Genomic DNA, 18,465 nt, shown 5'->3' on the forward strand with positions numbered 1-18,465 from the left:
TCGTTCGTTCCGCCCCGCCTCCCCTGCCTTCCCCGCCACGCACCGCCGATGGCCCGCCACTGCGCCAGTTGCAGCTGGGCAGCCACCTCGTCGAATTCGCGCTGCGCCGCTCCACGCGCCGTTCCATCGGCTTCATGATCGACGATAACGGCTTGCGCGTGACGGCGCCCAAACGCGTCACCCTGGCCGAAATCGACAACGCCATCCGTGCCAAGCAAAGCTGGATCGTCTCGAAGCTGCTGGAACGAGGCGAGCGCAAGGTGCAGCGCCAGCAGCGCCCGCCCGTGGCCTGGGTCGATGGCGCCGTGCTGCCCTACCTCGGTGGCGAGATCACCTTGCGATTGCACCAGGCGCCGCGCCACCGCGCCAGCTTCCAGCGCGAGACGAATGAACTACACGTGTGGGTCACGCCCACGGGCAGCGAGCAGCAATTGAAAGAAAAAGTGAAGGGCTGGTTCCAGCACGAAGCGCGCCAGCTGTTCGAAGCGCGCCTGGACGTATATGCGGACAAGCTGGGCGTGCAGTACGACTCGCTGTCGCTGTCGTCAGCCGGCACGCGCTGGGGCAGTTGCACCATCGAGCGCAAGATCCGCCTGAACTGGCGTTTGATCCACTTCGCCCTGCCGCTGATCGACTACGTGGTGGCGCACGAACTGTCGCACCTGCTGGAAATGAACCACAGCCCCCGCTTCTGGGCCACCGTGGAGTCGATTTATCCCGATTACGATGGCGCCAAGCAGGCGCTGAGAAAACGCTCGCAGGAGCTTCCGGTGCTGTTTACGTAGGCGCTTGTCGGATTAGGCGGGGCCGCAGGCCGTAATCCGACAACATTGTTGGCCGCGCATACATCACGCCAACAGCGGTTTGATCGCAGCGACGGTGCGCGGCGTGGCCCCACGGTGCTGCGCCGCAAACGCCAGCGCCTTTTGTCCCATCGACGCCAGCTGCGCCGGATCCTGCAGCAAGGCCGACGCCTGCGCCATCAGCGCATCGGCGTCCGCCACCAGCGCGGCGCCGCCGGCCGCAATCGCCTGCTCGGTCACGAGCGCAAAGTTGAAGGTGTGGGGCCCGATCAGCACGGGCTTGCCCAGGGCCGCCGGTTCGATCAGGTTCTGTCCGCCCAGCGGCAGCAGGCTGCCGCCCACGAACGCGCAATCGCAGGCCGCATAATACGCAAACATCTCGCCCATCGAATCGCCCAGCAGCACTTGCGTGCCCGCCGCAACGGCACCGTCCTGCGCCAGACCTGATCTGCGCTGCACGGCCAGGCCCCGCGCCGCGATCAGTTTTTCCACCTCGTCGAAACGCTGCGGATGGCGCGGCACGATCAGCAGCAGCGCATTCGCCGGCAAGCTGGCGCGGATATAGGCATCGAGGATCAGCGGCTCTTCCCCTTCGCGCGTGCTCGCGCACAGCAGCACGGGACGTTGGCCGATGGCTGCGCGCAGCGCCGCCCCCGTCGCCAGTGCCGCCTCGGGCACGACGACATCGAATTTGATGCTGCCCGTGACCACTACGTCCTGCACGCCCAGCTGGCGCACGCGATCTGCGTCGTCCTGCGTCTGCGCCGCCACCAGGGTGATGCCGCGCGCCGCGTCGGCAATCAGTTTACCGAGGCGCTGTGCCTTACCTAGCGAACGCTGCGACAGGCGCGCATTGGCCAGCACCACGGGCACTTTGTAGCGATTGCATTGGTGGATCAGGTTCGGCCACACTTCCGTCTCCATCAGGACGCAGATGCGCGGCGCGAAATGACGGATGAAACGGGCCGGCATGGCGCCCGTGTCGTACGGCAGATAGCTTTGCACGAGGCGCGCGCCATGTTTGGCGAACAGGGATTTACCTGTCGCGCGCCCCGTCGGCGTCATGTGCGTGAGGACGATGCGGCACGCAGGCCAGGCGGCCAGCAGCGCATCGACCAGCGGCTCGGCCGCGCGCGTCTCGCCGACGGAGACGGCGTGCAGCCAGATGGTGTCCGTGGCAGATGCCGGCTGGCGGCCGTAAAAGCCCAGGCGCTCGCCCCAGTGCTGGCGGTAACCGGGTTCCTGGCGTCCGCGCAGCCACAGCCGCGCCAGCACCAGGGGCAAGGCCAGCCACCAGGCGAGGGTATAAAGAAGTCGCATGATTGTTGAATGTTAAAGTCAGGCGGGAGGATAGTCTGCCAGCAGGCGCCGTGCCGCGGCCAGCACTTCCGGCACGCCGGGCGGCGCGCCCTTGTCGCCCAGGTTGATGATTTTCGGCGACCAGTTGCCTTCCGTTTTCCACAGCGGCGAATCGGCATAGATTTCCACCGTCGGGCGCACAAAGGCGGCGGCGATGTGCGTCAGGCCCGTGTCGACGCCGACCACCAGCGCCGCGTGGCGCGCCAGCAGGGTCGCGTCGCCCATCGACAGCTTTGGCAGCACGCGCGCGTTGGGCAGGCCGGCCGCCAGTTGTTCGGCTTCCGCCTTTTCCTTGGGCGACCCCCAGGGCAGCAGAATCGGCATGGGAGCGAGCGCCTGGCCCAGCGCGATCCAGTTTTCCGGTGCCCACTTCTTGGCGTCGCGCGCCGTGCCGTGGAAATACACACAATAGGGCGCATCGCCCATCCAGTCCGGGCGCGGCTCGCTGCTTGATACTTCCGGCAAGCCGAAATCGGCAGGCGTGTCGACCGTGTAACCGAGTGCCGCACCAGCCACCAGACGGCCGCGCGCTACCGCATGCGTGCGCGGATCGAGGGGAATGCTTTTCGTGTGAAAAATGCGCGAAATGCCTTCGTAGCCGGAGCCCTCGCTGCCATTGGCCAGGCCAACCTTCTGTCCGCCCGGCGCCAGGCGCGCGGCGCCCATGATGATGCCCGTCTTGAGCAAGCCCTGGGTATCGAACACGTAATCGTAGTGCGTCTGGCGCAGGCTGCGGAAGAAGGCGGCGATTTCCGCGCGCGTCTCCTTCTTGCCCAGGCTCTTGCGCCAGCGCCGCAGCGCGAACGGGAAGATCGTATTCACGCGCGGGTTCAGGCGCACCAGGCTCGTGTAGCCCTCTTCGACCACCCAATCGATGCTCGCGTTCGGGAAATGGCGGGCGATGTCCGCCACCATCGGCAGGTTATGCAGTACGTCGCCCAGCGAAGACACCCGTACCAGCAGGATTTTCAAGGGCGCCTGTGCACCAGGTTGACCGGCCATGCTGTCAGAACGGCAAGACGGCGTCAGGCTTGGCGGCCAGGATAACGCTCTTGAACTGGCCTTGGATGCGCGCCAGCGCTGCCGGCGTTTCCGCTTCGAAGCGCATGACGATCACCGGCGTGGTGTTCGACGAACGGGCCAGGCCGAAGCCGTCCGCGTATTCCACGCGCAAGCCGTCGATGGTGATGATCTGTTCATTGCCAGGGAAGACGGCGTCGCGGCGCAGCATGTCCATCAGCGCGACGTTCTCGCCTTCCTTCAGTTCCAGGTGCAGTTCCGGCGTGCTGTCGGACTGCGGCAGGGAGTTCAGCAGGCTTGACGGATTCGCTTCGCGCGTGAGGATTTCCAGCAGGCGCGCGGCCGAATACATGCCGTCGTCGAAACCGTACCAGCGGTCCTTGAAGAAGATATGGCCGCTCATTTCGCCGCCCAGCGGTGCACCCGTTTCGCGCAGCTTGGCTTTCACCAGCGAGTGGCCCGTTTTGTACATCAGCGGCACGCCGCCATGCTTGCTGATCCACGGCGCCAGGTGGCGCGTGCACTTGACGTCGTACAAAATCTGCGCGCCAGGGTGACGGGTCAGCACGTCGGCAGCGAACAACATCATCTGGCGGTCAGGGTAAATGATCTGGCCATCCTTGGTGACCACGCCCAGGCGGTCGCCGTCGCCGTCGAAGGCGATGCCGATTTCCGCATCCGTCTCGGCCAGGCAGCGGATCAGGTCTTGCAGGTTTTCCGGATGCGCCGGATCCGGATGGTGGTTCGGGAAATTGCCATCGACTTCGCAGAACAGTTCGATGACCTCGCAGCCCATGCCGCGGAACAGGTCGCCCGCAAATGCGCCGGCCACGCCATTGCCGCAATCGACGGCGATCTTGATCGGGCGCACCAACTTGACGTCGCCCAGGATGCGTTCGAGGTAGGCGGCGCGGATATCGTGCGTGGCATAGCTGCCCGGCGTGCTGCTGGCGCTGCCGTCGTGCGCGACGATGCTGTGGTACAGCGCCTGGATCGCTTCGCCGTGGATCGCTTCGCCGGCCAGCACCATCTTGAAGCCGTTGTAGTCGGGCGGATTGTGGCTGCCCGTGACCATGATGCCCGAGCGCGTGTCGAGCACATTCGTGCCGAAGTAGACCATCGGCGTGGCCACCACGCCCAGGTCGATCACGTCGACGCCTGCCGCCTGCAGGCCCTGCGCCAGCGCCGCCGTCAATTCCGGTCCCGACAGGCGGCCATCGCGGCCGATCACGACCCGCTGCTCGCCCTTGGCCAGGGCCGCCTGGCCAAATGCCTGGCCGATCTTGTATGCCACGCTGGCATCGAGGGTTTTAGCGATGATGCCGCGAATATCGTAGGCCTTGAAGATCGTTCTGGATAATGGAAGCATGGTGTGGGCGATATAAGGTATAAGTAAGGGGGCCAATAAGGGAATAAACAGGGTGCCTGGCAAGGTGCCGCGCGCGGCTGACAGCTTGCTACTGCGCCAAGAGTATACCGAATTATACGCGCAGCAGATCGATCGACTTGCCCGATTCCACCCACTGCCTGACCCACAGCGGCTGGCGGCCACGGCCTGTCCATTGTTCAGCGGTATTCTCAGGATGGCGGTAACGTACCGCGACTTTGCCCGTGCGCGGGTGCAAACCATCGAGTATCAGCTGTTTCAGTGGAATGCCCGCCTGCTGCGCGATGGCCATGATCTGTTCGCGCGCCTTGTTCAAGTCCTCGCGCTCGCGGCTTTCCAATTCGTGTTTGACATTATCGTCCAGTTTGCGCAATTCCAGCATCGTCATTGTTGACAGATCCATTGGTACATCCTTTATATTAATTTAAATAATAAAATCACGTGGAATATACTACATTGTATAAATATCTGTGCACCATTGCATAATCTATCGCCAATTGAATCACGCCTCCGGCTTATTTAGCGTCCCCGCATTAAGATTAAATGAAGAATATGCCGGAAGCGCGTGAAAATTGAATAAACATGGATGAAATTGCATTCCAGCAAGGCTGGCCCAGTGCGCTTATTCATTCCGTCAGCCGTACAGGCGGATTATGACCGATATATGACAACGGAAATGCAGATCAATTAAATCCCCATACAACATAATCGGCACCGATTTTTTCTTCCAGCCCGCCATGTGCGCAATCGGGCACCTGCCAACAATGCATCCAACGCCAAAGGGCAGGCATGCTTATAATGCAGGCGCGTAGTCCACTTCACCCCGGCATATATGAAAACTTATTTTATCGGCGATCTGCAAGGCTGCCATGCACAAACCGTCGAACTGATCGAACGGATCAGGGCGGCAGCGGATGGCCCGTACCGCCTGCTGTTCGCGGGCGACTTGATTAATCGCGGCCCGGCCTCGCTGGCCACCCTGCGCCACATTTATTCTCTAGCGCGGCAAGGCCTGGCCGACAGCGTCCTGGGCAACCATGACTTGCACTTGCTGGCCGTGGCCAACGGCATCCGGCCCGAGCATGCATCCGACACCCTCGCCGAAATCCTCGATGCCCCCGACCGCGAGGAGTTGATCAACTGGCTGCGCCAGCGGCCACTGGCACTGGAACACGACGGCCATGTGCTCGTGCATGCGGGCTTGCTGCCGCAATGGAGCACGGCCCAGGCCCTGTCCCTGAGCGGGGAGGTGTCCGGCATGCTGCGCAGCGATGATTGGGTCGCCTTTCTGCGCACCATGTACGGCAACGAGCCGGCCGCCTGGCGCGACGATCTGCAGGGTGCCGACCGGCTGCGCTGCATCGTCAACGCCATGACGCGGCTGCGCTTTTGTACGCCGGATGGCGTGATGGACTTCAAGATGAAGGAGAGCGGCAGCCCGCCGCCCGGCTCCGGCCTGCTGCCCTGGTTCGACGTGCCGGGACGGCGCAGCGCCGGCGACACCATCGTCTTCGGCCACTGGTCGGCGCTGGGCCTGCAGTTGCGGCCTCACCTGATCGGCCTCGATAGCGGCTGCGTGTGGGGCGGGAAACTGTCGGCCGTGTGCCTGGAAGACCGCTCGCTGCTGCAAGTCGACTGTCCCACGTTCCAGCAGCACAGCGGCAAGCGGTAAATGGCAGCCATCATGCGTATATGCTTAGTCGAAATCGGTCGTTGGTCTTGCCGCGCCTGGGCCGTATGATGGAGCTTTTGCCTTTGCGACCCCATGCATCCTGATACCGACAGACTGGCGCGCTGGCTGCTCGGCAGCCTGGAACTCGACACCGCCGTCCTGCATGTGGGCCAATACTGCGGCCGCTGGCGCGCTTCCACGGCGGGCCGGGAATTGGGCAGCTTCCACCTGGTGCTCGATGGCCACTGCTACCTGCACCTCGATGGCGCGGCGCCCATTGCACTCGGCCCGCGCGATGGCGTCTTCCTGCTGCGCGACCTGCCGCACTTCCTCAGTCCCCACAGCGACCCGCTGCAAGCGGTCAGTGCGCAGGCGATGCTGCCGCTGCAAACGCCCACGGAGCAGCCGGCGACGGCGCTGGCCTGCGGCTTCTTTCAATTTCGCGGCGCCCTCTCCGCCCTGATCGTCGACTCGTTCCCGCCATATCTGCTGATACGCGGCGATGCGCCTGCCTTCAGCGCCGCCGCCGCGCTGTTCGATCTGATCCTGGCGGAAGCGGGCGGCGATCCGGAGCAGCCATCGCCGCTGATCGCGCGCCTGGTCGAACTGCTGTTCTTTTACCTGATCCGCCATGTGGCACAGGGCGAGCACGTGGCGGCCGGCTTGCTGTCGCTGCTGCACCAACCCGCGTTTTCACCGCTGCTCGAACGCATGCTCGATGCACCCGCCGACGACTGGTCGATCGAGAACATGGCCAAGGCGGCCTGCATGTCGCGCGCCAGCTTCTGCAAGCATTTCGCCAGCGCCAGCGGCCACTCGCCAGCCCAGTTCCTGCTCCTGCTGCGCATGAAGATCGCAGCGCGGCGCCTGCACGACGGCGTTTCCGTCGAACGCGCGGCCGAACTGGTGGGCTACCGCTCGCACGCCGCCTTTACGCGCGCCTTCAAGCGGGTCACGGGTGAGCAGCCGGGCGCCTACCGCCGCGACCAGCGATTGCGCCAGTTGGCAAACTGAGATCAAGGTTTGCGAAATCAAAGACGAACGAGCACAAAAGGACGACGCTGACGTCTGTTGCGTGCACGGCATGGCCGATATAATGGCCGGGTGACTTACCAACTTAGCAAGGTACCCCCATGTCCCGTCTGACGCTGCACACTCTCGATACCGCCCCGGCCGATAGCCGCCCCTTCGTGGAAAAAGCCATCGCCAACAATGGCTTCCTGCCCAACCTGATCGGCGTTCTGGCCAATGCCCCGCTGGCCCTGGAAACCTATCTGACCGTCTCCGGCATCAATGCGCGCGCCAGCCTGACGTTAATGGAACGCGAAGTGGTGCAGATCACGGCCGCGCGTATCCACGGCTGCGATTTCTGCATCGCCGGCCATAGCGCCATCTCGCTGAAAAAAGCGGGCCAGACGCCGGACACGGTGCGCGCCCTGCAGCACGGCCAGCCGACGGGCGACGCCAAACTCGACGCCGTCGCCGCCTTCGCCACGGCCGTCATCGCCACGCGCGGCGCCGTCAGCGACAGCGAATATCAAACCTTCCTGGCCGCCGGCTACAACGAGCAGCAAGCGCTGGAAGTCGTGCTGGGCATCAGCCTGGCCACCCTGTGCAATTTCTCCAACAGCCTGGCCGGCACGCCCGTCAATCCGCAATTGACGCCCTACTTGCCTGGCGCCGTCTGACATGGGCCGCCTCAATCACTGGCTGCACATGCATGCCGACCAGCTCGACCAATCGCCGGAACTGGCTGAAACCGTATTACCGGCGCTGGCCGGCGACAAGCTGCTGGCCATCGGCGTGCCGCAGGAACATGGCGGCGCAGGCGGCGACGTGCGCGACGCCATTGAGGCCATCGCCAGGGTGGCCGAAGAATCCGTGACGGCCGCCTTTGTCTTCTGGGGCCAGCGCTGCTTCATCGAATTCCTGCTGCAAAGCGAGAACCGCACGCTGGCCGAGCGCCGCTTGCCCGGCCTGCTGGCCGGCACGCAGGCAGGCGCCAGCGGTTTGTCGAACGCCATGAAATTCTTGTCCGGCATCGAGCAGCTACAAATCACGGGCGTGCGCCACGGCGACGGCTTGCTCGTCGATGGTGGCCTGGCCTGGGTGACGAACTTGCGCAAGGCGGGCTTTGTCGCGGCGGCGGCCGTGGCGCCGGACAACGGCGCACCGCCCGTCATCATCGCCTTCGACAGCGGCACGGAAGGCGTCAAGCGCAGCGACGACCTGGACCTGATCGCCCTGCGCGGCAGCAATACGGCCTCCGTCAAGCTGGCGCAGGTGCACATCCCCGCCGCCGACATCATCAGCGACAACGCGCCAGCCTGGCTGCCGCAAGTACGCCCGGCTTTCCTGGGCATGCAGTGCGGCTTGTCGATCGGCCTGGCGCGCGCCAGCCTGGCAAAGGCGGCGCAAATTTCCGCCGGCTCGCGCAACCAGCTCACGCCACGCATCGAAGCGCTGCAAGCGACACTGGAAAGCGCCGTCGCTACCCTGCTGGCCGGCGTGCACGACGGCCGCTTCAAAAAAGAAGCACCGGCCATGTTCCGTTTGCGCATACAGCTGGCCGACGTGCTGCAGCAGGCACTGATGCTGGAACTGCAAGCCATGGGCGGACGCGCCTACCTGAACGCCGAACAGCAGGGCTTTGCCCGCCGCTGGCGCGAATCGTCGTTCATCCCCATCGTCACCCCCAGCCTGACGCAGTTGCAATCGGCCTTGCAGCTGTTCGACAGCCAGCAGGCGGCCAAGGCGGCGGGAGCGCAAGCATGAGCGTTGCCGATTGGGCCTTGCAGGCGCAGGATCTCAGTTACGCCTATCCGGGCACGGCACCCGTGTTCCAGCACGTCTCGCTGGGCGTGCGCAAGCGCGAAATCGTCTGCCTGCTGGGTGGCAGCGGTTGCGGCAAATCGAGCCTGCTGCGCGTGCTGGCCGGCTTGCAGCCGCCATCGACGGGCGAGATCCAGTTCCTCGACGCTCCCATGCGCGAACCGGACCCGCGCAGCGCCCTTGTCTTCCAGCAGGCCAGCCTCTTGCCCTGGCTGAACGTCACGGGCAACGCCGGCTTCGGCCTGGACTTCAAGCACCAGCCCAAGCTCACGCGCGAGGCGCACCAGGCGCGCGTGGCGCAAGCCATCGAAGCGGTCGGTTTGAAAGGGCGCGAAAAGCTGTATCCGTCCGCCCTGTCGGGCGGCATGGCGCAGCGCGTGGCCCTGGCCCGTGCGCTGGCGCGCGAACCGGAACTGCTGTTCGCCGACGAACCGTTTTCCGCCCTTGATGCCATCACGCGCGCCGAGATGCAGTCGTTGCTGGTCGACGTGGTGCACCGCTGGCACACGGCCGTGCTGCTCGTCACGCACGATATCGACGAAGCGATCCTCGTAGCCGACCGCATCTTGCTCATGGGCGGCAAGCCGGGCAACATCGTGCGCGAATGGCCCGTCGCCATCGACCAGCCACGGATCGGCCACAGCGCCGACGTCATCGCCCTGAAGATGGACATCCTCGACGCCCTGCAGGCGCTGCAAAAGCAGGATCAAGCACCCGCCTTCGCTCACATTTAATCGACCGGAACATTCCCATGACATTCGAAGACCACAACAAACCCCTGCACATCTGCGCCTCGTCCGATTGCGACTGCGGCCTGACGCGGCGCGACTTCCTGCGCATGTCGGCCCTGGCCACGGCCAGCGTCGCCTCACCCCTGCTGTTCGCGGGCGACGCCATGGCTCAGCAAGGCCCGAAAGGCGACGACCAGCCCGTCAAAATCGGCTACCTGCCCATCACCGACGCCACCCCGCTGCTCGTCGCCCACGCCCGCAAGCTGTTCGAAGCGGAAGGCTTGCAGGCGGAAACGCCACGGCTGTTCCGCAGCTGGGCGCAGATCATCGAAGCCTTCGTCGCCGGCCAGGTCAACGTCATTCACTTGCTGTCGCCGGCCACCCTGTGGGTGCGCTACGGCGCCAAGTTCCCCGCCAAGGTCGTCGCCTGGAACCACGTCAACGGTTCCGCGCTGACGGTGGCCAACGAGATCAACAAGGTTTCCGACCTGGGCGGACACACGGTCGCCATCCCGTTCTGGTACTCGATCCACAACATCCTGCTGCAGCAGATCCTGTCCTCGAATGGCTTGACGCCGGTCACGCGCGCGCGCAACGCGGCCATCAAGCCGAATGAAGTCAACCTGATCGTGCTGGCGCCGGCCGAAATGGTCTCGGCCCTGGCCAGCAAATCGATTGCCGGCTACATCGTGGCGGAACCCTTCAATGCGGCGGCGGAAAACGCCGGCATCGGCAAGATCCTGCGCTTCTCGGGCGACGTGTGGAAGAACCATGCGTGCTGCGTCACCTTCCTCTCGGAGCGCGACATCAACACGCGTCCAGAATGGGCGCAAAAGGTCACCAACGCCATCGTCAAGGCGCAGCTGTGGACGCGCTCGAACCAGGTCGACACGGCCAAGCTGCTGTCGAACGTGGGCGAGCACCGCTACACGCCGCATCCGCTGCAAGTGCTGACCAAGGTGCTGGCCACCACCGATTACGCCGGCTACGAAAAGCAGGGCCTGGTCGTGCACAAGAACTGGCAGCAGCGCCGCATCGACTTCCAGCCGTATCCGTTCGCCTCGTACACGGAAGAACTGGTGCGCGCCATCGGCCGCACCAAGGTCGAGGGCGATACACGCTTCCTGGCCAACCTCGATCCGAAGTTCGCCGCGCGCGACCTGGTCGATGACCGCTTCGTGCGCAAGGCCATCACGGCAGTCGGCGGTCCGGCCGCTTTCGGCTTGCCGGCCAATCTGCTGCGCAGCGAAACCGTGGCGGTCTGACAATGGCAAGCAAGTTGTTTACGAAGTTCGGCCTGCCCCTGGTGGGGCTGGCCTGTGCCTTGCTGCTGTGGTCCATGGGCGTGACGGCGCTGGAGAAATCCACGCCCATCGCCACCGCTTTTGCGCCCTTGCCCACGGCGCTGGCGTTCAAGGAGATGCTGGGCGGCGCGGATATCTGGCTGCACGTAGTCTTGAGCCTGCAACGGGTGGCCGTGGGCCTGGGACTGGCCATCGTCATCGGCGTGCCGCTCGGCGTGTTGGTGGCCATGTCGAAGAGCTTTTCCGGCGCGGCCATGCCGCTGTTCCAGCTGCTGCGCATGATTTCACCGCTGTCGTGGATGCCGATTGCCGTGATGGTGCTCGGCGTCGGCGACGCGCCCGTGTACTTCCTGCTGGCGTTTGCGGCCGTCTGGCCGATTTTGCTCAATACGGCGGCCGGCGTGGCGCGGCTCGATCCGAACTGGCTGCTGCTGGCGCGCAGCCTGTCGGCCACGCGCAGCGAAATCGTCTTCAAGGTGATTTTGCCGGGCATCACGGCCGATATCCTGACGGGCGTGCGCCTGGCCATCGGCATCATCTGGATCGTACTGGTGCCGGCGGAAATGCTGGGCGTGTCGGCGGGCCTCGGCTACTTCATCCTCGACACGCGCGACCGCCTCGCGTATTCGGAACTGATGGCCGCCATCGTGCTGATCGGCATACTCGGCTTCATTCTCGACTACCTGGCCCGCGCCGCGCATGCGCGCTGGCTGCACGTCAAAAATTAAGCGGCCTTCTCCAGCGGCAGCGCGGCGGCCACGGCCGCCTGCGTTGCCGCCGCCAGTTCGCGCCGGTGCGCGCCTGTCATCGCCACGGGAGCCAGACAGGTCAAAAGCGCCGTGATCGGCGGGCCGCTCAGAATCGCCACCATGCTTTGCGCAAAGCTCATGTCGCCGATAAAGTCGACGGCGTGATGCAAGGCCCCCTTGTCATCCACATACACGAGCGCGAACGGCTGTACCGGCACTTGCGCGTCGATGGCCGCCTCGAACAGGTTGGCGTGGAACGGCAGGATCTGACCTTGCGCGGCGGTCGTGCCTTCGGGGAAGAACGCAATGCGTTCGCCCGCCGTCAATTTATCCACCAGGCCTTGGAAGATCAGACGCAGATCGCGCTTGCTGCCGCGCGAAATGAAGATGGTGCCGGCGCGCCCCGCCAGCCAGCCCAAGATCGGCCAGGCGCGGATTTCCGCCTTGGCGACGAAACGGCAAGGGTGGACGGCGTTGATGACGAAGATGTCGAGCCACGAAACGTGGTTCGCCACCACCATCGCATGATCGAGTGCCGGCACGCTGTCTGCCGGCTGCGCCACGTGCACGCCGCAGATGTCGAGCAGCTGCGTCGACCAGCGGCGGATGCGCCGGTTGCGTCCCTCCAGGTCCAGCCAGGGAAAGAGCACGGCGCTCTTGGCCATGCCGCAGCTCAGGTGAATGGCGATGCGCACGAGGCGCCAGGTAAGCAGAAGTTTCAAATGACACCAAGGTTGGAAGCAAATCCATACAGCCGCGTAGGTCGGCTTAGCTGCGCCGGTGAGGTGCTGCGTAAGCCGACAGGAGCCGCCATGGACTTGTCGGATGACGCGTACCGCTAATCCGACCTACGGCTCCGATACAAATAATTAACGCTGAAACGCCACCTGTCCGGCAACGATGGTCGCCTTGACGATGCCGCTCAGCTCATAGCCGAGGAAAGGCGTGTGCTTGCCCTGGCTGGCCAGCGAGGCCGACGACACGGTCCAGCGCGCGGCGGGATCGAAGACGCAGATGTCGGCCGCTTCGCCCACGGCCAGGCTGCCGGCCGGGATGCCGGCGACCCGAGCCGCATCGGACGTGACCTTGGCCACGGCGCGCGCCAGGGGACGGGCGCCCGCTTGCGGCTGCGCCAGCGCGTAGTCATCGGCCCATTTCAGGGCCAGCGACAGCAGCAATTCCAGGCCCGTGGCGCCAGGCGACGCTTCGCCGAACGGCAGCAGTTTTTCATCGTCGTCGACAGGCGTGTGGTCCGAGCACATGGCGTCGACCGTGCCGTCAAGCAGGCCGGCGCGGATCGCATCGCGGTCGCGCTGGCTGCGGAACGGCGGCGTGACCCTGGCGTTCGGGTCGAAGAAGCCGATATCGGCGTCCGTCAGGTGCACATGGTGCACGCCCACGTCGCAGGTGACGGGGAGACCTTCGGCTTTGGCAGCGCGGATCAGTTCCAGGCCGGCGCTTGAGGAGATGCGGCACAGGTGCACGCGCGCGCGGCTGGCGCGCATCAATTCGAAAATCGTGTGCAGGGCGATGGTTTCGGACATCACGGGCACGCCGGACAAGCCCAGGCGCGACGCCAGCGGGCCGCTGTGGGCGATGCCGCCACGGCCGATATGCGGGTCTTGCGGGCGCAGCCAGACGGTGTAGCCGAAGGTGTTCGCGTACTGCATGGCGCGCAGCAGAACGGTCGTGTCTTCGATCGGCTCTTCCGCCTGCGCGAAGCCGATGCAGCCTGCTTCCGTCAGTTCCGCCATTTCCGTCAGTGACTTGCCTTTCAAGCCCATGGTCAGTGCGCCCAGCGGGTGCACGTGGGCCTTGTTCTGCGTCTTGGCGCGGTATTTCAGCATCTCGACCAGGCCCGGCTCGTCCAGCACGGGATCGGTGTCGGGCGGGCAGACCAGGCTCGTGACGCCGCCTTGCAGCGCCGCCTGCAGTTCCGATTCCAGGGTCGCCTTGTATTCGTAGCCCGGCTCGCGCAGGCGCGCGGACAGGTCGACCAGGCCGGGGGAAACCACCAGGCCGGCCGCGTCAAAGGTCGTGTCGGCAGTGAAGCCGGCCGGGGCGCTGCCCACGGCCAATACCTTGCCGTCGGCGATAAACAGGTCTTGCAAGCCATCGATGCCGTTGGCAGGGTCGATCAGGTGGCCGTTCTTGATATGTAGTGTCGTCATGCTCGCTTACTCGTCCTTGGGCTATCAGCCCTGATTACCAGCCAAAATACTCATCACCGCCATGCGCACGGCGATACCGAACGTCACCTGCGGCAGGATCACCGCCTGCGGACCGTCGGCCACGGCCGAATCGATTTCCACGCCGCGGTTCATCGGGCCCGGATGCATGACGATGGCGTCCGGTTTCGCCAGCGCCAGGCGCTCGGGCGTGAGGCCGTAGCTCTTGAAGTATTCCTGCGCCGACGGCAGCAGCGCGCCGCTCATGCGTTCATTTTGCAAACGCAGCATGATGATCACGTCGACGCCTTTTAAGCCTTCATCCATGTTGGTGAAGGTGCGCACGCCCATCTGTTCCAGGCCGCCCGGCAGCAGGGTGTGCGGGCCGATGGCGCGCACTTCCGGCACGCCCAGGGTGGTCAGCGCGTGAATGTCGGAACGGGCCACCCGGCTGTGCAAAATGTCGCCCACGATGGCCACCGTCAAATTGGTGAAATCCTTCTTGTAGTGGCGGATCGTGTACATGTCGAGCAAACCCTGGGTCGGATGCGCATGGCGTCCGTCGCCCGCGTTGACGACGTGGACGTGCGGCTGCTTGGTGTCGATCAGGTGCTTGGCGATCAGGTAGGGCGCGCCCGACTGCGCGTGGCGCACGACGAACATGTCGGCATGCATGGCCGACAGGTTGTCGATGGTGTCGAGCAGGGACTCGCCCTTGCTGGCCGACGAGGCCTGGATGTTCAGGTTGATGACGTCGGCCGACAGGCGCTTCGAGGCGATTTCAAAGGTGGTGCGGGTGCGCGTGGAGTTTTCAAAAAACAGGTTGAAAACGCTCTTGCCGCGCATCAGCGGCACCTTTTTCACGTCGCGGTCGGAAATGCCGACGAACGAGGAAGCGGTATCGAGAATATGGTTGACGATAGACTTCGGCAAGCCTTCAATCGTCAGCAGATGTTGCAGTTCGCCGTGTTTATTCAGTTGCGGATTAAGCATGGTGGGTATCTATGGTGAGCGTGAATTTTCCATCGTCGGCTTGCTTCAGGACCAGGGCCTGGCCCGGCGGCACGGCAGTGAAGGCGGCCACGAAATCGGCGGCCACCGGCAGCTGGCGTTCGCCGCGGTCGACCAGGGCGGCCAGCATGATCTTGGCCGGGCGGCCATAGTCGAACAATTCATTGATGGCCGCGCGCGTCGTGCGGCCCGTGTACAGCACGTCGTCGACCAGCAGGATGGTGGCGCCGGCCACGTCAAAGCTGATCTGCGTTGGCTTGACGTCCGCATGCAAGCCTTTCTGGGCGAAGTCGTCGCGGTAGAACGAGACGTCGAGCACGCCCAGGCGGTCGAGCAGGTTCAGGTCGCGCGCCAGGCGTTCGGCCAGCCAGGCGCCGCCCGAATGGATGCCGACGATGGCCACGTTGGGGATGCCCGCCAGGCCGCTCTGCACTTGCTGCAGCAAGACCGCGTACAGGGCCTCGGCGTCGAGTTGGGATGGATTCGTAGGATGCGGCATAGAGTTCTTAATCATTCAGGGAGGGAGTCTAGGGTCAGATTAATAATTCGCGTCGAAATACTGTTGCAGGATGATGGCGGCGGCGCGGTCGTCGATGACTTCGCCGCGCTTGGCGGCGATGACGGCCGATGAATAGCGCTCATCGACCAGTTCCACGGGCAGGTTGAAGCGGCCATGCACCTGGTTGGCGAAACGGCGGCAGCGCGCGCTCATCTCGTGTTCCGTGCCATCGGGATGGCTGGGCAAGCCCACCACAATGCGGCTCGCTCCCCACTCCTTGATCAGGCTATCGATGGCGGCAAACTTCGGCTCGTTCGCCGTGGCCGTGATCACGCTGAGCGGCGTGGCCTGGCAAATCATGGTATTGCCGATGGCCACGCCGATGCGTTTCAAGCCGAAATCGAAGGCAAGGATGGTGTCGATGGCGTCTCCGCTCATGCGTGGCCAGCCTCGCTTGCCAGCATGAGGGGATCGATACCGAGCAGCTTGATGGCCGCCACGTAGCGCTGCTCGATGGGGAAATCGAACAGGATGTCGGCCGAGGCGCCCACCGTCAGCCAGCCGTTGCGGCCGATCTCGTCTTCCAGCTGGCCCGGGCTCCAGCCCGAGTAGCCGATCGAGACGAGCATGCGCTCGGGACCATCGCCCTTGGCGACGGCTTCGAGCACGTCGATCGAGGTGGTAAACGCCACTTCATCGGTCACCGTCAGCGACGAGGAATAGCGCGCGCCCGGCGTGTGCAGCACGAAGCCGCGGTCGTCCTGCACGGGGCCGCCGAACATGATCGGTTCGTTGATGATGGGCGTATCGCTGCCGGCCGCCAGTTTCAGGTCGATGCGGTCGAACAACACTTCCATGGTCATGTCGGTGGGTTTGTTGATGACGACGCCCAGGACGCCGTTTTCATTGTGTTCACACACGTAGACGACCGTGCCGCCGAAGATCGGATCTTGCATGGCCGGCATCGCAATGAGGAAATGGTTGGCCAGATTCAGGGTGGAGGAACCGGTCGCGGCCGGTTCTCCCACACCCTGCATCAAACGATGTCCTGGTAGAGTCTGGTCGATTTTACTCTTTTTCATACGCGATGCTCTCTCTGTGGGCTTGCTGGCAAGTCTCGCTTACCCCGCTATCGTACGCCTGGCACAAGCTGCCGCGAATCTTGGGCGGCGCGCACCGTGATGCCAGGCGTTATTCTTGTTATGTTATAAATTAATGATCAATTCGCTATGCTTGCGGGCGCATTTCGATGCCAATTGTAAAATCGATTGCAAAATCGCTGTCGCACATAAAGCGCCACGAACATACCCGGTAGTTTACACTGAATTGCCGCCGCAGCGACGCCAAAGGCATGACGCGAGCGGCCATAAAGCCCTGTTGGCGGCAAAAAATAGCCTATCTTTGACACTGAACACGCGAAATAATGACAATCAAGACTTCCCTGGTGTGGTTCCGGCGCGATCTGCGCGCGTTTGACCATGCTGCACTGCATCACGCCCTGCGCCAGAGCCAGGCCGTGCATTGCGTCTTCGTGTACGACACCGCCATCCTGGCTGCGCTGCCGCGCCGCGACCGGCGGGTCGACTTCATCCACGCCAGCGTGGCCGAGCTCGCCAGCGAACTGCGCCAGCTCGGCGGCGACCTCATCGTGCTGCACGCCGACGCGGCCGAGGCCATCCCGCGCCTGGCCGCCGAGTTGAACGCCGACGCCGTCTTTGCCAACCACGACTACGAACCGCAAGCGATCGCGCGCGACGCCGCGGTGGCTGCCGCACTCACGCGCGACGCGCGCCTGTGGTTCAGCTTCAAGGACCAGGTGATCTTTGAAAAGGACGAGGTATTGACGCTTTCGGCCAAGCCATACACCGTCTACACGCCGTACAAGAACACCTGGCTGAAGAAAATGCGCGCCGACCCCGGCTGCCTGGCCCCGTTCGACGTCGAGCCGCACGCGGCCAGCCTGGCGCCGCCGCGCGCCGGCACCCCGGCCGCCTTGCCCACCTTGGGCGAACTGGGTTTCGAGGCGAGCAACCTGGCCGAACTGGCCATTCCCACCGGCATGTCGGGTGCCAGCAAACTGTTCGAGGATTTTTTGCCACGCGTTAGCCGCTATGACGTGGCGCGCGACTTCCCAGCCCTGAAAGGGCCGTCGTATCTGTCCATGCACCTGCGCTTCGGCACCGTGTCGCTGCGCTACCTGGTGCGCACCGTGGTCGACCTGATGGACCGGGGCGGCGGCGGCGATGGCGCGCCCGTGTGGCTGGCCGAACTGATCTGGCGCGATTTCTACGCCATGATCTTGTACCAGAACCCGCACGTGGAAGGCGGCGCCTTCAAACCGGCCTACGACGCCATCGCCTGGGAAACGGGGCTTGACGCCGATGCCGCGTTTGCCGCCTGGTGCGAAGGGCGCACCGGCTATCCGCTGGTGGACGCGGCCATGGCGCAGCTGAACCAGACGGGCTATATGCACAACCGCCTGCGCATGGTCACGGCCTGCTTTCTGATCAAGGATCTGGGCATCGACTGGCGCCGCGGCGAAGCATACTTTGCACTACACCTGAACGATTTCGACCTGGCGTCGAACAACGGCGGCTGGCAATGGGCTTCGTCATCCGGCTGCGACGCGCAGCCCTACTTCCGCATCTTCAATCCCGTCACGCAGTCGGAAAAATTCGATGCCAGCGGGCGCTTCATCCGCCGCTACCTGCCGCAGCTGAAGGCGCTGGGCGACAAGGAAATCCACGCGCCCTGGCTGGTGCCGCGCATGCTGCTCGAACAAAAAAACATCGAGCTGGGACGCGATTATCCGGAACCGCTGGTGCAGCACGACGAGGCGCGCAAGGAAACCCTGGAGCGTTATGCCGTGGTGAAGGTGGCGGGGTAATCGGGCCCGTGGTGGCGTCGGGTTACGCGCTTTGCGCTAACCC

At 64.3% G+C, this 18,465-nt stretch carries 19 protein-coding genes; 9 read left to right on the top strand and 10 right to left on the bottom strand.

Annotation, left to right across the window (positions count from 1 at the left end):
- Positions 1-785 (top strand): M48 family metallopeptidase (locus tag GYK42_RS02780; protein ID WP_166446256.1); only part of this gene is annotated, 785 nt, incomplete at its 5' end.
- A 63-nt stretch (positions 786-848) separates the two neighbouring features.
- Here GYK42_RS02780 and waaA read toward each other — a convergent pair.
- The 4 genes from waaA to GYK42_RS02800 form a co-directional block, all read right to left on the bottom strand.
- Positions 849-2,123, bottom strand: coding sequence for a lipid IV(A) 3-deoxy-D-manno-octulosonic acid transferase (gene waaA / locus GYK42_RS02785; RefSeq protein ID WP_166446257.1), 1,275 nt, complete (start codon positions 2,121-2,123; stop codon positions 849-851).
- 18 nt (positions 2,124-2,141) lie between these two features.
- Entirely contained in the window at positions 2,142-3,164 is a 1,023-nt protein-coding gene (gene waaC / locus GYK42_RS02790; protein WP_166446258.1) for a lipopolysaccharide heptosyltransferase I, read from the bottom strand.
- A 4-nt stretch (positions 3,165-3,168) separates the two neighbouring features.
- The gene (locus tag GYK42_RS02795) at positions 3,169-4,551 is read right to left on the bottom strand and encodes a phosphomannomutase/phosphoglucomutase (RefSeq protein ID WP_166446259.1); all 1,383 of its coding nucleotides are present in this window, start codon (positions 4,549-4,551) and stop codon (positions 3,169-3,171) included.
- Between the two features lie 112 nt (positions 4,552-4,663).
- Positions 4,664-4,972: an H-NS family nucleoid-associated regulatory protein gene (locus GYK42_RS02800; protein WP_166446260.1), complete on the bottom strand. Its 309-nt coding sequence runs from the start codon at positions 4,970-4,972 to the stop codon at positions 4,664-4,666.
- Between the two features lie 429 nt (positions 4,973-5,401).
- Between GYK42_RS02800 and GYK42_RS02805 the strand changes: the two genes are divergently transcribed.
- From GYK42_RS02805 to GYK42_RS02835, 7 genes are all read left to right on the top strand, one after another.
- A complete protein-coding gene (locus GYK42_RS02805; RefSeq protein WP_166446261.1) occupies positions 5,402-6,241 on the top strand; it encodes a symmetrical bis(5'-nucleosyl)-tetraphosphatase in 840 nt (279 codons plus the stop codon).
- 93 nt (positions 6,242-6,334) lie between these two features.
- Complete coding sequence (locus tag GYK42_RS02810) at positions 6,335-7,255, top strand: AraC family transcriptional regulator (RefSeq protein WP_166446262.1); 921 nt, start codon at positions 6,335-6,337, stop codon at positions 7,253-7,255.
- A gap of 119 nt (positions 7,256-7,374) precedes the next feature.
- Positions 7,375-7,929: a carboxymuconolactone decarboxylase family protein gene (locus GYK42_RS02815; RefSeq protein WP_166446263.1), complete on the top strand. Its 555-nt coding sequence runs from the start codon at positions 7,375-7,377 to the stop codon at positions 7,927-7,929.
- Between the two features lies 1 nt (position 7,930).
- On the top strand, positions 7,931-9,016 hold the full coding sequence (locus GYK42_RS02820; RefSeq protein WP_166446264.1) for an acyl-CoA/acyl-ACP dehydrogenase: 1,086 nt from the start codon (positions 7,931-7,933) through the stop codon (positions 9,014-9,016).
- The gene (locus tag GYK42_RS02825) at positions 9,013-9,807 is read left to right on the top strand and encodes an ABC transporter ATP-binding protein (RefSeq protein ID WP_166446265.1); all 795 of its coding nucleotides are present in this window, start codon (positions 9,013-9,015) and stop codon (positions 9,805-9,807) included. The genes GYK42_RS02820 and GYK42_RS02825 overlap by 4 nt, the downstream gene beginning before the upstream one ends.
- A 17-nt stretch (positions 9,808-9,824) precedes the next feature.
- Entirely contained in the window at positions 9,825-11,069 is a 1,245-nt protein-coding gene (locus GYK42_RS02830) for an ABC transporter substrate-binding protein (protein WP_166446266.1), read from the top strand.
- Between the two features lie 2 nt (positions 11,070-11,071).
- Positions 11,072-11,836: an ABC transporter permease gene (locus GYK42_RS02835; protein ID WP_166446267.1), complete on the top strand. Its 765-nt coding sequence runs from the start codon at positions 11,072-11,074 to the stop codon at positions 11,834-11,836.
- Here the strand turns inward: GYK42_RS02835 and GYK42_RS02840 are convergent.
- The 6 genes from GYK42_RS02840 to GYK42_RS02865 form a co-directional block, all read right to left on the bottom strand.
- Positions 11,833-12,579, bottom strand: a complete 747-nt coding sequence (locus tag GYK42_RS02840; protein WP_166446268.1) for a lysophospholipid acyltransferase family protein — start codon at positions 12,577-12,579, stop codon at positions 11,833-11,835. The genes GYK42_RS02835 and GYK42_RS02840 overlap by 4 nt on opposite strands.
- Positions 12,580-12,726: 147 nt before the next feature.
- On the bottom strand, positions 12,727-14,028 hold the full coding sequence (locus tag GYK42_RS02845) for a dihydroorotase (protein ID WP_166446269.1): 1,302 nt from the start codon (positions 14,026-14,028) through the stop codon (positions 12,727-12,729).
- A 24-nt stretch (positions 14,029-14,052) separates the two neighbouring features.
- Complete coding sequence (locus tag GYK42_RS02850; protein ID WP_034746695.1) at positions 14,053-15,018, bottom strand: aspartate carbamoyltransferase catalytic subunit; 966 nt, start codon at positions 15,016-15,018, stop codon at positions 14,053-14,055.
- The gene (gene pyrR, locus GYK42_RS02855) at positions 15,011-15,535 is read right to left on the bottom strand and encodes a bifunctional pyr operon transcriptional regulator/uracil phosphoribosyltransferase PyrR (RefSeq protein ID WP_034780225.1); all 525 of its coding nucleotides are present in this window, start codon (positions 15,533-15,535) and stop codon (positions 15,011-15,013) included. The genes GYK42_RS02850 and pyrR overlap by 8 nt, the downstream gene beginning before the upstream one ends.
- Before the next feature lie 39 nt (positions 15,536-15,574).
- Positions 15,575-15,973 (bottom strand): Holliday junction resolvase RuvX, encoded by a 399-nt coding sequence (ruvX, locus tag GYK42_RS02860; protein ID WP_205711258.1) that lies wholly within the window; start codon positions 15,971-15,973, stop codon positions 15,575-15,577.
- Entirely contained in the window at positions 15,970-16,572 is a 603-nt protein-coding gene (locus tag GYK42_RS02865) for a YqgE/AlgH family protein (RefSeq protein ID WP_034746689.1), read from the bottom strand. The genes ruvX and GYK42_RS02865 overlap by 4 nt, the downstream gene beginning before the upstream one ends.
- A gap of 386 nt (positions 16,573-16,958) precedes the next feature.
- Here GYK42_RS02865 and GYK42_RS02870 point away from each other — a divergent pair, with 386 nt between their 5' ends.
- Positions 16,959-18,422, top strand: a complete 1,464-nt coding sequence (locus GYK42_RS02870) for a cryptochrome/photolyase family protein (protein ID WP_166446270.1) — start codon at positions 16,959-16,961, stop codon at positions 18,420-18,422.
- Positions 18,423-18,465: the final 43 nt, after the last annotated feature.

Source organism: Janthinobacterium lividum (genome assembly GCF_011601275.1).
Classification (GTDB): domain Bacteria; phylum Pseudomonadota; class Gammaproteobacteria; order Burkholderiales; family Burkholderiaceae_D; genus Janthinobacterium; species Janthinobacterium lividum_E.

What these genes read in the sequence shown, in the direction of transcription:
- waaC (WP_166446258.1), bottom strand. Translation starts at nt 3,164, where the DNA reads ATGGCCGGTCAACCTGGTGCACAGGCGCCCTTGAAAATCCTGCTGGTA.
- GYK42_RS02865 (WP_034746689.1), bottom strand. Translation starts at nt 16,572, where the DNA reads ATGCAGGGTGTGGGAGAACCGGCCGCGACCGGTTCCTCCACCCTGAAT.
- GYK42_RS02800 (WP_166446260.1), bottom strand. Translation starts at nt 4,972, where the DNA reads ATGGATCTGTCAACAATGACGATGCTGGAATTGCGCAAACTGGACGAT.
- GYK42_RS02845 (WP_166446269.1), bottom strand. Translation starts at nt 14,028, where the DNA reads ATGACGACACTACATATCAAGAACGGCCACCTGATCGACCCTGCCAAC.
- ruvX (WP_205711258.1), bottom strand. Translation starts at nt 15,973, where the DNA reads ATGAGCGGAGACGCCATCGACACCATCCTTGCCTTCGATTTCGGCTTG.
- pyrR (WP_034780225.1), bottom strand. Translation starts at nt 15,535, where the DNA reads ATGCCGCATCCTACGAATCCATCCCAACTCGACGCCGAGGCCCTGTAC.
- GYK42_RS02815 (WP_166446263.1), top strand. Translation starts at nt 7,375, where the DNA reads ATGTCCCGTCTGACGCTGCACACTCTCGATACCGCCCCGGCCGATAGC.
- GYK42_RS02850 (WP_034746695.1), bottom strand. Translation starts at nt 15,018, where the DNA reads ATGCTTAATCCGCAACTGAATAAACACGGCGAACTGCAACATCTGCTG.
- waaA (WP_166446257.1), bottom strand. Translation starts at nt 2,123, where the DNA reads ATGCGACTTCTTTATACCCTCGCCTGGTGGCTGGCCTTGCCCCTGGTG.
- GYK42_RS02870 (WP_166446270.1), top strand. Translation starts at nt 16,959, where the DNA reads ATGACAATCAAGACTTCCCTGGTGTGGTTCCGGCGCGATCTGCGCGCG.
- GYK42_RS02810 (WP_166446262.1), top strand. Translation starts at nt 6,335, where the DNA reads ATGCATCCTGATACCGACAGACTGGCGCGCTGGCTGCTCGGCAGCCTG.
- GYK42_RS02820 (WP_166446264.1), top strand. Translation starts at nt 7,931, where the DNA reads ATGGGCCGCCTCAATCACTGGCTGCACATGCATGCCGACCAGCTCGAC.
- GYK42_RS02825 (WP_166446265.1), top strand. Translation starts at nt 9,013, where the DNA reads ATGAGCGTTGCCGATTGGGCCTTGCAGGCGCAGGATCTCAGTTACGCC.
- GYK42_RS02795 (WP_166446259.1), bottom strand. Translation starts at nt 4,551, where the DNA reads ATGCTTCCATTATCCAGAACGATCTTCAAGGCCTACGATATTCGCGGC.
- GYK42_RS02835 (WP_166446267.1), top strand. Translation starts at nt 11,072, where the DNA reads ATGGCAAGCAAGTTGTTTACGAAGTTCGGCCTGCCCCTGGTGGGGCTG.
- GYK42_RS02805 (WP_166446261.1), top strand. Translation starts at nt 5,402, where the DNA reads ATGAAAACTTATTTTATCGGCGATCTGCAAGGCTGCCATGCACAAACC.
- GYK42_RS02830 (WP_166446266.1), top strand. Translation starts at nt 9,825, where the DNA reads ATGACATTCGAAGACCACAACAAACCCCTGCACATCTGCGCCTCGTCC.